This is a genomic window from Solitalea koreensis, assembly GCF_900182575.1.
Classification (GTDB): Bacteria; Bacteroidota; Bacteroidia; order Sphingobacteriales; family Sphingobacteriaceae; genus Solitalea; species Solitalea koreensis.
The window spans coordinates 390820-403175 of the sequence record NZ_FXSZ01000003.1; the positions used below are offsets into that span (position 1 = coordinate 390820).

The following is a 12356-nucleotide window of genomic DNA, read 5'->3' on the forward strand; positions in this document are numbered from 1 at the left end:
TGATTACTTTTATAAATCAAAACCGAATACGCTGGGTATATTTCCTACCTTCTGATACCAGATCGAATTTTAATCCAATCAAACTAAGAATTATTCTATTTTGTACTTTGGAAAGTAAAAAGTTATTTATCTTTCCGCTCCCCCAAATGTGAGGTTTTTTTTGCCAGAAAATTGCATGGATGATGTTTTAATACTTGAACAGTTAAAAGCTGATGAAGCTTTGGGGTTCAAGAATTTATTTGACAAATATTATAAGCAGCTCTGTTTACAAGCTTTTATTTTACTGGATAATAGCGAGGAAGCGGAGGATGTTGTCCAGACTTTTTTCCTAAAATTATGGCAGGAGAAACAATACCATCAAATTGAAACATCCCTAAAGGCTTATTTAAAATCTGCCGTTAGAAATGCCTGTTTAAATCGTATCAAACAAAGAAAGTCTTTTACAGAAGGCTCAATTGAAGATGCCAGTTTGTTAGCAGATGAAAACTCTGATAACGTGCTGGAAAATAAAGAACTACAAAACCAGATAGAAAAAGCTCTTAGTTCGCTACCAGATCATTGCAGGAAAATATTTACAATGGTTGCCTTGGAAAATAAAAAATACCAAGAGGCGGCGGATGAATTGGGGGTCAGCATTAATACCGTTAAAACACAGTTGAAGAGAGCCTTTTCTAAAATGCGTGAACAAATGATCAGGTTTAAATAAAAAATATCTATTTTTTGTCACCCGATCTAAAAAAAAAATTGTCTACTAAGTAAGTAGGATGAAGAAAATTCAAAGAGAAAATATTGAACAATTAATCATAGATCAATTAAGCGGTGAGATCACTGCTGATGATTGTGAGCTTTTGGAACGATTGATAAGTGAGGATGAAGAGGTAAAAGAGCTTTATGAGGAACACAAGGAATTGTTTTTAGGAGCAAAAGCAGCTTTATTTTTAAAGCAGGTTGATCAGGATGCAGCTTGGGAGAAAATAAGTGGAAATATTACTCCGTTAGTAGAAAGGAAAACCACAAAAACCATTCATTTAAAAAAATGGTTGGTTGCTGCATCCATTTTATTACCTATAGCTATTGCTTCTATTCTTATATTAAGAAATTATTCTTCTAATGAGCAGCCACAGCTGGCTCAAAAAAATGAAAAAGTAAAACTCCTTCTAGCAACAGGAGAATCAATTACCTTGGACCAAAGTGCTAAGAATAAAACGGTAAGCACAAATGTTGCCGTATTGCACAATGAGCAAGGGGCACTGAAATATGAGCTGAAGGATCAGAAACATGCGTTGAATTATAATACCTTGGTAGTTCCACGTACTAAAGATTATAAAATCAAATTATCGGATGGCACTGAGGTTTGGCTTAACTCTGATTCAGAATTGAAATTTCCTTTGGAGTTTGAAACCGACAAGCGCGTAGTTTACTTAAAAGGTGAGGCCTTTTTTAAAGTAGCGAAGAATCCTAAGAAACCTTTTATCGTAAAAGTGAATGAGAAGTTGGATGTTCAAGTGCTTGGGACTTCCTTCAACGTAAATAGTTATTCAAGTAGTGCTTTAAAGGTTGCTCTGGTGGAAGGTTCAGTGAAATTAAATTCGAATGGTACCGAATCATTATTGAAGCCAGGATTTATGGCGACTTACTCCCCAGGAAGTGGATTTTCTCAAAGTACCTTTGATGAGCAACAAGTACTTTCGTGGATGCAAGGAATTTACTTATTTAATAATTCGGATCTCAATGAGATTAATGAAATAGTTCAGCGCTGGTATGATGTAAAGATTGAGGCAGATCCCAGTCTTCAGGATGTTAGCATTTCAGGGGCTATTGAAAAGAATAAACCTCTTGAACAATTTTTGCAAAATTTAACTGCCACTTCTCAATTGCATTATATAGTAAAGGAGAATAACATTGTACTGCTTAAAAAATAGAGATAGACTTTCTCTATAATAATTTGTTTTTAAGTGGCTATTATGAACCTCTTGTTAACTTCCCTTCCCATTTGTGCTCCCGTTTTTTAGAAATTTTCTAGGGTTGAATTATAACTAACTGCCTAATGTTTAGGAATTTAATGTTTTGCCAAGGCCCCTGCTCTCTCCCGCAGGGGCCTATTTTTTGTCTAGTAGATTAAAAGTAAAATCCTGTTTTTTAAACGTTTAGTCCAGTTTGATTTTAATAAATCAATATTATCATTACTAAAGTTTAGTATTGTTTCTCTAACATTCATAAACATCACTTTCATTTCTTTTGCTCACTGGTTTTTTTTTGACAAATAAAAAATTGTTGTCACCCGTTTGCCAAATTTTATTGTCTTAATAGGGAATTGAACAAAATTTAACCTAATTAATCAATTATGAATGGAAAAAATTTACAATTAATGAAAAGATTATCGCGAGGTCGGCGACTCATTGCGTTGCTAACTTTGTTGCTTTTTATTTGTAATTCTTTGCCATCCTTCGCTTTACAATCTAAGGCGTTGGTTACACTGAAAGCAAATAACATCAGCATTGGGAGAGTACTCGCAGAAATTAAAAAGCAAACCGGTTTAATCGCTTTTTACAACAACAAAGTGTTGAATGATCAAGAGAAGGTTGCAGTCGATTTTCGTCAAGCTGATGTTGAAGAAGTAATGAAATCAGTTTTAAAGGGCAAGAGCCTTCAATTTGAAGTAAACGATAAATACATCCTCATAAAAGCAGCCAATGCGCCCTCGGCTACAGGGACTACACCATCATCAGTACAAGTAGTCAATAGCGATATTACCGGTAAGGTAATTGACGAAACCGGAGCGCCAATGCCAGGAGTTAACGTTGTAGTTAAGGGTTCTAACCTTGCCACTCAAACCGACGCAAAAGGTCAGTTTATCTTGAAGAATGTACCGGAAAATTCGGTGCTTTCTTTTTCATTTATTGGTTATCGCAGCATACAGCAACCTGCGAAAGCTAAAATGAATGTTAAGCTTGAGCCTAATGAGCTTAAGATTAATGAAGTAATCGTAACAGGTACCGGTATCAATCGTGATGCAAAAACCTTTACGGGTGCTACAGCTACTTATACCGGTGAACAATTAAAAGCCATCGGGAACAGCAATATAATTCAAAGCTTAAAAGCATTAGATCCTGCTTTTATCGTTGTTGAAAATAATTTAAAAGGATCAGATCCGAACAGCACTCCGGTAATTGAAATTCGCGGTAAAACAGGGGCAGCAGGCTTGACTTTACAAGATGAATTTAGCACTGATCCCAATCAGCCATTATTCATTTTAGATGGTTTTGAAACGACCCTTCAAAGAATTATTGATTTGGATATTAACCGTATACAATCAGTCGTAATCCTTAAAGATGCGGCTTCAACGGCTTTATATGGATCAAAAGCGGCCAATGGTGTTGTGGTGGTTGAAACAATAAAACCTAAAGAAGGTAAGCTCCGATTTTCCTATAACAATGACATTAGGGTAGAAGCACCTGACTTGACTGTCTATAATTTAATGAATTCAACTGAAAAGCTTCAGTTCGAAAAGCTTTCGGGAAGGTACACTGCTAGTGCTATAGGCCCTGCTGAAGATCAGATTAGTTTGGATCAAGTGTACAATACCCACCTTACTGCAGTTCAACAAGGTGTAAATACTTATTGGTTAAACGAACCTGTTCGTATTGGATATACTAAAAATAATTCAGTTTCAGTGAGTGGTGGTGATCAAAATCTTCAATATGGTGTTGGTTTTAATTACAAACTGCAAGACGGTGTAATGAAAGGATCGAATCGTAATGGCTGGAGCGGAAATGTGAATTTTAGTTATCGCAAAAATAAGCTATCTATTACCAATAACTTTTCGGTAGGCGGTACGGAACATGCTGATTCACCTTACGGTTCTTTCTCGACCTGGGCAAACCAAAATCCTTATTATAAAAAGGGGAACGCCAAATTGCTTGAGGTGGCCTATGCCCCTGCTGAAGGTTCAACTTTTGCTATTAATACGCCGGTTGCAAATCCATTATATAATGCTTCGCTCGCTTCATTTAATGGAGGCAAAGGTTTAAATCTTACAAACAATACGAGTGTTAAGGTTGAATTATTGCCGGAATTACGCTTAGACGGAGGTTTTCAAATAGCTAAAGGCCAGAATTCTACTGCAGTATTTACGTCACCTGACCATACAATGTATGATGCTACTGATTTTACCCTCAAAGGAAAGTATACAAATAGTAAAGGAGAAAGCCTTTCATATACAGGGAATGCATTATTAAGTTTTGGAAAAACATTCGGTAAGCATTCTTTTACTGCAAATGCGCGTTCTGAAATTTCTCACCGTTTTAACAGCTCTATGGGTACCACATTGGTGGGTTTCCCTGTCGGATCTAACGGAAACCCGCGATTTGCTTTTGGGTATGATCAGTTAGGTAAACCATCAGCTGCACAAACTGTATATCGTACTGCTAATGCATTGGTATCTGCTAACTATTCTTATGACAGACGATTTCTTTTTGATGGATCGTATCGTTTAGATGGTTCAACCTCTTATGGCACAAATCAAAGGTTGTCGCCTTATTATGCAACTGGTATTGGATGGAATCTTTCAGAGGAAAAGTTCATAAAAGGTATTTCCTGGATAGATAATTTAAGGATTAGTTCAAATATTGGAGTTACGGGTAATCAAAACTTTGGAAGCGTAGCTGCATCGTCTGTTTATTCTTATGACCCTTCCTATAACAAATTTGGGCAGGCATTAACTTTAACTTCAGTAGCAAACCCTGATATTAAAGCACAAAAGACCCTTCAACTAAGTAACAGTATTAATTTCAGTTTTTTAAATAAAAAGTTGAGTGGTTATTTTCAGTTTTATAATAAGTTCACAAACAATATGGTTGTTAGTATTGACAATGCTGCTTCAACAGGTTTTGCTAATCACCAGGAAAATTTTGGAAATCTTACAACGAAGGGTTTTGAGACGAGGATTGCCTATAATGTGATTCAGAACCTTAAAAAACGAATTAATTGGACCATAAGTGCAACAGGAGGCCATACACAAAGCTCTTACGGCGGGTTTGGAAACAAATTGTCTAGATTAAATGCTTCTCAAGAGGCCAATAGAACTTATCTCCGTTTCCAGGATGGGAACAGTCCTTCGGCTATCTGGGCTGCACAGTCTTTGGGTATTGATCCTGCAACAGGCCGCGAAATGTTCCTGACATCAACCGGGAATTATACTTTCGAATATCCGTATGCAGCTACCGTGGTCATTGGCAATACTGATCCACTTATTCAGGGGATAATTACTAACTCTATTAGACTCAAAGGCTTCAATATCAACATGTCTATGAGATATAGTCAAGGGGCTAGTATCATTAATTCAGCCTTATTTAATAAAGTTGAAAACATTTCTTATAAGCAACTTTCTTTAAACCAGGATAGAAGAGCCCTTTATGATCGTTGGAAAAAGCCGGGTGATATAGCACAGTTTAAGGGCATTTCATTAACAGACGAAACTCAAATGTCGTCGCGATTTGTACAGCAAGAAGATGTTTTTTCATTCGAATCGATGAGTGTGGGTTATAACTTCGAAAATGCAAAATGGATTAAGAGCATGGGTATGAATGCTTTGAGTTTCAGTGCATATACCAATGATATCCTTAGAATTTCTACCGTTAAGCGTGAAAGAGGTATCGGTTATCCATTTGCCCGTTCAGTTTCATTCAGTTTAAAGGCCTCATTCTAAAATCTAGGAATAATGAAAAGAAATTATATAAACTTAATATTAACTGTTGCAACATTACTGGGCCTGGCCTCTTGTAAAAACTTTTTGGATGTAAAGCCTGAAGATCAGATGTTGGAAGGAACGGTTTATTCGAATAAACAAAGTGTAAACCTGGCTTTAAATGGCTTGTATCTCAAAATAGCAGGGCCTAACTTATATGGGGAGAACCTTACATTAAGTACTATGGAGGTGTTGGCTCAGCGATTTAACCTAAACAGTACAAATGGAGCTTGGTATTCAATCTCACAATATAGTTGGGCGGAAGGTCCAACGTCGAGTAGAACGAATAGTATATGGTCCGACTCCTACTCTAGCATTATGAACATTAATATGTTTTTACAAAATCTGGATGCCAGACCCGGCCTATTAGATGCGAAAACGGATTCGATTTATAGAGGAGAGGTTATAGCCATGCGTGCTATGCTGCACTTTGACGTGCTGCGCTTATTTGGCCCGAGGTACAGCACCGTTGATTCGACACAAATTTCAATCCCATATTATGATAAAGTAGAAAATGTGGCGAGACCTTTACTGCCTGCTAATGAGGTAATGAAAAACATTGTAGCAGATCTGAATCAGGCGGAGAAATTATTAGAGAAAGATCCTATAATAACCAAAGGGGTAATGTCGACGACTACTTCTACTGATTTCATGGTGAATAGAAATTATCGCTTAAATTATTTTGCGGTTAAAGCCTTACAAGCCAGGGTTAATTTATACAGAGGAGATAAAGCGGTTGCTTTGGCAGCAGCTAAGGTTGTCATTGATAATGCTTCAAAATTTCCCTGGACAACACTGGCTAACAGTAATGAAAAATCAAATCCCGACCGAATTTTCAGTACGGAGATGATTTTGGGTGCGTATTCTACTAACCTCTATAGCGCAAATAACGTAATGTTTGTAGAAGCATTGGAGGATAATGCAATCCTTGTACCGACTGATAAAAATCTGAAGAGTGTGTTTGAGATAACTGAAACAGGTGCAGGTGTAGGTGGAAATGATTATAGATACAGGTTGAATTGGGCGGAGCCTTCTGGAACCTCCACTAGATCCATTCGTACATTTAATAAATATGCTGATGTAGTGAAAAAGACCATGGATTTTAGAAATACTATTCCATTGTTAAAGCTCTCTGAAATGTACTATATCGCTGCTGAGTGTGAACCTGATCAAATTCAGGCCCTGGCTTATTTAAATAAAGTACGAATTAATAGAAATATAGATGCCCTTACCTCAGTTCCTAATTTACAGAATGAACTATTGAAAGAATATAAAAGGGAATTTTTTGGAGAGGGTCAGTTGTTCTTTTACTATAAAAGAACAAATACAGCATCTATCGCATCAGGTGTAGATGGTGCTCCTGCATTTACAATGGATGCAAGCAAATATGTAGCTCCACTTCCACCAAATGAAACTCAATTCCATTAATCGTATTAAATCATGAAGAAATTATTATATCAACTTAGTGCTTTATTGTTCGTTGGATCATTGATCTCTTGTGAAAAGGATTTAATGACTTATGAAGGAGAGTCTAATGTTTATTTTGAAGAAGCAGGTGGTGCAATGGATGTCAGACTTGCAAAGGATTCGACGGGATTTTCTTTTGCCCCGATAATAAATAAAGATTCTGTTGTAAAGGTGGTAATATCAACGGTAGGCACTCCGGTTAATTACGACCGGGAGTATAAAATGGAAATCGACCCAAGTTCAACGGCTGTGTTAGGCACCCATTTTGAATTTCCGGCAGATCAGAAATTCGTCATAAAGAAGAATGCTATTCATGACACTGTTCGCGTAAGATTGATTCGCACTCCTGATATGTTAGATAAAGAGTTGAACATCATTTTCAATTTAGTACCTAACGAGAACTTTAATACCTTATTTAAACAGCGCTTGAATTCTCAAAATAAGCCAGTAAGCTGTATTACTAAAAAGCTGATGGTTACTGATGGTTTGCTGAAGCCAAGGAACTGGAGTATCAATTACTTTGGTAATTTCACCAAAACGAAAATGTTTTTGGTCTGTGAACTTTGCGGTGTAACTCCATTATATATGGATACAATGTCAACCGCGGAAGGCTTGTTTTATGCCAGAACTACACAACGCTACCTGAATGAGCAAGCAGCCAAGGGTAATATTATTAAAGATGAAGATGGTAAAAATATGGTGATGGGATCCAACGCTCAATAGTGGGTTAATTTTTAAATAAAAGGAAAAACATGAAAAAAATATATTCTTATTTATTAGCCGCTTCAATAGTAGTTGCAAGCTCTTGCAAAAAAGATCTTGGTAATTATGAATATCATGATATTAATAAGGTTAAATTTTCGAACATTAGCGAAACAGGCGAAATTACTGCCGTTTTTGGTAAACCATTGACCATTAAACCAGAGGTTTCTTATACGATGGATACCAAGGGCGATCCTTCCCGTTATAGTTATGAATGGTCGTACATTGCACCTGTGCCTGGTAGTAAAATTACTGTATTAGCTACTACCCAAAATCTGGAGCTTGCAGGTCTTCCATTAAAGGTGGCAAATGATCCTTATAAGTTTTATTATCGAATTACAGATAAAGAAACCGGAGTTCAGTTTGATAAAGAATTTAAATTAAGGGTTAGAAATGAAATTAATGAAGGTTGGTTGTTAATGACTGATGTGAATGGAAATGCGCAGTTAGATATGATTTCTCTAAATCTGGATAATACTACGTTTACTACTATTAATGACTTATTGGCTAAAACAGGTTCCGATTTAAAATTAAAAGGTAAACCCTCACTGGTATATACCTATGATATGAATACACCTTTTCTTCCCCCGGGGATTAACTTGCCTTATGGTTTTTACGTTGGAACAGATCAGGAAACGAATCGTCTTCAGCCGGAGGATTTCAGCTGGTCAAGTAATTACAATGTTGAACATGAGGTGTTTGGCTATACTTTTCCGCAAAATTTCCATTATGATGTCCTAAAAAAATGCGGGCTTCAGCATTCATACATGATTGCTAATGGGGATCTTTTTAATTTTGATAAAACATATGGGGTTAGATACAGCACACCGCTGAATTATTTAAATGGAAAGATATTTAAAATAGCTCCAATGATGGCCGTTGAGGAAGCTGTCGGCCTTTATCCAGTTGTTGTATTTGACGTGGAAAATAAGCGTTTTCTAAAACATGCAGGCGGCACTGCTGCTACTGTTTCAACATTTACGGATCCGGCTCCAGCTACTAAAAGATTTAGTTTTACTATTGGAATGGATCTCGTCTACATGGATTTTAATACAGGAGTAAAACAATATTTTGCGATTTTGAAAGATGGGTCTAATAAGTACTGGATGGCTGAGTTTACATCAACTGGAGTCCAAAATTATTACGATCAGATGATCGGTACCGATTTTGATAAGGCAGAAAAAATTGCCATCAGCCCTGATACACAATATATATTTTATAACGTTGGTGGAAAGGTGTATGAATACGATATGGCTTCAAAAACCACTAAACTTATGTTAGATATGGGTGCGCAAAAAGTATCTGTTTTGAAGTTCCAGGCATTTCATAAAACTTCAAAATATAAAGACTCAAATAAGTTAATCGTATGTAGTTATGATCCAGCATTACCGGCTGACAAAAATGGTAAAATGGAAATGTTTACCGTTCCAGCTTCTCACGGGGATTTAGTGCCGTATAAAAACTTTTCTGGTTTCGGTAAGGTAGTAAGCTTACACTACAGAGAACGCTAAAAAATTATGCCGGAAGTTATTCTACTTCCGGCTCTTTTTTACACCAATCAATAATTTAAAATACATTATGAAGAAATTTTTGGTTTATGCCGCATTATTTTGCGGTATAGGTAGTGCTCTGCCTGCATTAGCAGATCAAGGAGTGAAAACGATAATTAAAGGAGATGCTTTAGAAGCGAGCCAGGTTAACGTTTGGATTAAGGGAGGCATGCCTACCCTTTTGGCAAAGGCTGCCGTTTCAAATGGGCATTTTGTAATGGAAGCCGATTTAACAAAGCCTGGTTTTTTTGACGTGATGATCTCTGATCCACGTTTCAAAGGAGGATTTGATGTATTCTTAAATCCGGGCGATAATCTTAGCCTTTCAGTAAAGGAGAATAAATTGGTTTTTAGCGGCAATGGAGGCCAGGTAAATCAGTTTTATTTTGACCTGACACACAAATACGACTATACTAATTCACAGTATACTTTAAAACAGGTTTATACTAACCGTGTAAATGAAATCAATGCTTCAACTAATGCAGAGGTTGTGCGTAACCGGGTAGCTTTATTAGGTTATACCCAGGGTGAATATCTTGATAAAGTGTTTGGTTCATACATGGATTCCAAAATAGGTGGCGAAACGGATGCGATCAATAAGGTTAAATTCGATGATTTGAACCTTCAGTTATTTCCTGGAATCGTTTACTATAACAACTGGAACAGAACCATTTCCGAACTGATGTTTGCCAAAATGGAAGCCGGTAAATTGAACGTTAGGAGCATCAATACCTGGGTTGCCGACTTTGCTAAAGAAGTTGAAAACCAAAAATTAAGAGAAGATTATATCGTCGCTTTATTAGACCATGCTGCCTTGGAAGGGGATGTTTTTACGATCAAACAAGAAGCTAAAGAAGCGATGCCTTTAGTAAAAGATCCTGCAAGTGTTTCGAAGATAAATGCAGCCCTTGCAAAAGCTGAAAAAAATACCACCTTTAACAATGCGTTGCCCGGAACTGATATGAGCGCATTTACTTTCGTTCGCCCCGATGGCAGTACGGCTGCTATTAGTGATTATAAGGGTAAATATATTTTCATGGATCTCTGGTCTACATCCTGTCACCCATGTATTGCTGAAATACCTTTCCTTAAAAAACTGGAGCATGAAATGCAAGGCGAAAACATTGTATTCGTTTCTCTTTCAGGTGATAATGATGCCGGTTTGTGGAAGAACTTCTTGACGAAACGTAATCTCAGTGGAGAGCAAATACTCATGAAAGAGGGAATGAGAAAAAATCCGTTCTTCAATCAGGTTGGTTTAACTGGTATTCCTCGCTTTCTGATCATAGACAAAGAAGGAAAAATGGTGAATGCTAAATGCTGCCAACGCCCGTCAAATCCACTCCTAAAGATTTATTTGAAAGAACTATTAAGTAAAAAATCATAATGAAAAAAGTTTTAATAATTGCCGCACTGTTGCTTTCAAAAGTTTCATTTGCTCAGTTGAGTGAAATTCGCGGGGTGGCAAAAAATACCCATGATAATAATGCAATCAACCTCTATAGTGTTGAAGATGGTGATACTAAATTAATCGCCAGTACAAAGTTATCTAAAGATGGGGCTTTTGGTTTCTTGATTGAGCCAGAAACTGAGGGTTTCTTTGTTGTAGGTTATAATAAACTGATGGATGGCCAGTTTCCGGTGTACCTTAAAAAAGGTGATAAAAGCGAAATTGCGATTGATGGCAAAAGAATGAAGTTTATTGGCAAGCAGACTCAGGAAAATACCATTCTTTCATCCTGGACTGACCTGACTCAGGAAATAAAGGTAAAAGCAATTTGTTTTGCCGAACCTCCAATGGTTACCTACGTAGACTTTTTCCCTGAATTTACCAAAGTTGCATCACAGGCTGATGCGTTTAGAAAAACGATTAACACTAAGAATGCCAATTTTAATCGTTTAATGACCTCTGAAACCTACTTCGATTTGGACTTTTATGCGCTTACCTTTAGACATACGCCTCGTAAAGTCCATCCAAAAGAGGAAGAATTAATTCCTTATTACAAAACCATTAAAAAGGAAAACTACCCTGGTGATGATGTTTTGTCGTACATGTATGGCGAAAGATTCATTAACGATTATGTGAATGAGATTGGAAAAGGTGATGCAGATGCTAAAATGAATTTACTTGTATCTGACCATCAAAAAGGCGTTTATATTTTAAATAGGACGATGCCATTTACAAAGAATTGGTCTTACTCTACATACGAGATTTTTATCAAGAAATATGACCGCTATCTTAAAACATCTCCGGGGCTTCAGCAACAAGTAAAAGACCTGGGGCTGAAACTATATTTACACTCATCCGGCGGCCAAGCCAGGAATTTTAGCTTCCCTGATAAAGATGGCAAAACGGTTTCATTTAGCGATTTAAAAGGCAAAGTAGTTTTGGTGGATGTTTGGGCAACCTGGTGTGCACCTTGTAAGCAAGAACTTCCTTTCTTGAAGAAACTGGAAGAGGAGTTGCACGATAAAAACATTGCTTTTGTAAGTGTTACAATGGATCAGACAAAAGATAAAGACAAATGGTTGAAAATGATTAGTGACATGCAATTAGGTGGCATTCAATTGTTTGGTGGTCCTCAAAATGAATTACTGGATTTCTATCAAATCGCGACCATTCCACGTTTTATGGTGTTCGATCGCGAAGGTAAAATCGTTAATGTGAATTCTCCTCGCCCTTCACAACCGGAATTAAAGGAGTTATTGCTTAAAGAACTTTCTAAACAGGGTTCATAATAAAACGGCCTCAGCGTCAATTCATAAAGATTATTTGATCAAAATATTTCTTTCGAAGTTTCAAAGCGGTCTTCGGACCGCTTTGTTTTACT

General features: G+C 36.9%; 8 protein-coding genes. All 8 read left to right on the top strand.

Annotated elements, in window-relative coordinates; translation table 11 throughout:
* Window positions 1-175: 175 nt before the first annotated feature.
* The 8 genes from FN756_RS07175 (at window position 176) to FN756_RS07210 (ending at window position 12264) form a co-directional block, all read left to right on the top strand.
* Entirely contained in the window at window positions 176-706 is a 531-nt protein-coding gene (locus tag FN756_RS07175) for an RNA polymerase sigma-70 factor (protein WP_142602799.1), read from the top strand.
* A gap of 58 nt (window positions 707-764) precedes the next feature.
* Window positions 765-1922, top strand: coding sequence for a FecR family protein (locus tag FN756_RS07180; protein ID WP_142602801.1), 1158 nt, complete (start codon window positions 765-767; stop codon window positions 1920-1922).
* A 446-nt stretch (window positions 1923-2368) separates the two neighbouring features.
* Window positions 2369-5707 (top strand): SusC/RagA family TonB-linked outer membrane protein, encoded by a 3339-nt coding sequence (locus FN756_RS07185; RefSeq protein WP_185955213.1) that lies wholly within the window; start codon window positions 2369-2371, stop codon window positions 5705-5707.
* 12 nt (window positions 5708-5719) lie between these two features.
* Entirely contained in the window at window positions 5720-7174 is a 1455-nt protein-coding gene (locus FN756_RS07190; protein ID WP_142602804.1) for a RagB/SusD family nutrient uptake outer membrane protein, read from the top strand.
* Between the two features lie 12 nt (window positions 7175-7186).
* Window positions 7187-7936, top strand: coding sequence for a DUF4843 domain-containing protein (locus FN756_RS07195; protein WP_142602806.1), 750 nt, complete (start codon window positions 7187-7189; stop codon window positions 7934-7936).
* Window positions 7937-7965: 29 nt separating this feature from the next.
* Window positions 7966-9486 (top strand): PKD-like family lipoprotein, encoded by a 1521-nt coding sequence (locus FN756_RS07200; RefSeq protein WP_142602807.1) that lies wholly within the window; start codon window positions 7966-7968, stop codon window positions 9484-9486.
* Window positions 9487-9553: 67 nt separating this feature from the next.
* Window positions 9554-10912, top strand: a complete 1359-nt coding sequence (locus FN756_RS07205) for a TlpA family protein disulfide reductase (RefSeq protein WP_142602809.1) — start codon at window positions 9554-9556, stop codon at window positions 10910-10912.
* Complete coding sequence (locus tag FN756_RS07210; protein WP_142602811.1) at window positions 10912-12264, top strand: TlpA family protein disulfide reductase; 1353 nt, start codon at window positions 10912-10914, stop codon at window positions 12262-12264. Before FN756_RS07205 ends, FN756_RS07210 begins: the two co-directional genes overlap by 1 nt.
* Window positions 12265-12356: the final 92 nt, after the last annotated feature.

Bases quoted from the DNA above. Each gene is read 5' to 3' on its own strand.
- FN756_RS07175 (WP_142602799.1), top strand. From the start codon at position 176: ATGGATGATGTTTTAATACTTGAACAGTTAAAAGCTGATGAAGCTTTG.
- FN756_RS07180 (WP_142602801.1), top strand. From the start codon at position 765: ATGAAGAAAATTCAAAGAGAAAATATTGAACAATTAATCATAGATCAA.
- FN756_RS07185 (WP_185955213.1), top strand. From the start codon at position 2,369: ATGAAAAGATTATCGCGAGGTCGGCGACTCATTGCGTTGCTAACTTTG.
- FN756_RS07190 (WP_142602804.1), top strand. From the start codon at position 5,720: ATGAAAAGAAATTATATAAACTTAATATTAACTGTTGCAACATTACTG.
- FN756_RS07195 (WP_142602806.1), top strand. From the start codon at position 7,187: ATGAAGAAATTATTATATCAACTTAGTGCTTTATTGTTCGTTGGATCA.
- FN756_RS07200 (WP_142602807.1), top strand. From the start codon at position 7,966: ATGAAAAAAATATATTCTTATTTATTAGCCGCTTCAATAGTAGTTGCA.
- FN756_RS07205 (WP_142602809.1), top strand. From the start codon at position 9,554: ATGAAGAAATTTTTGGTTTATGCCGCATTATTTTGCGGTATAGGTAGT.
- FN756_RS07210 (WP_142602811.1), top strand. From the start codon at position 10,912: ATGAAAAAAGTTTTAATAATTGCCGCACTGTTGCTTTCAAAAGTTTCA.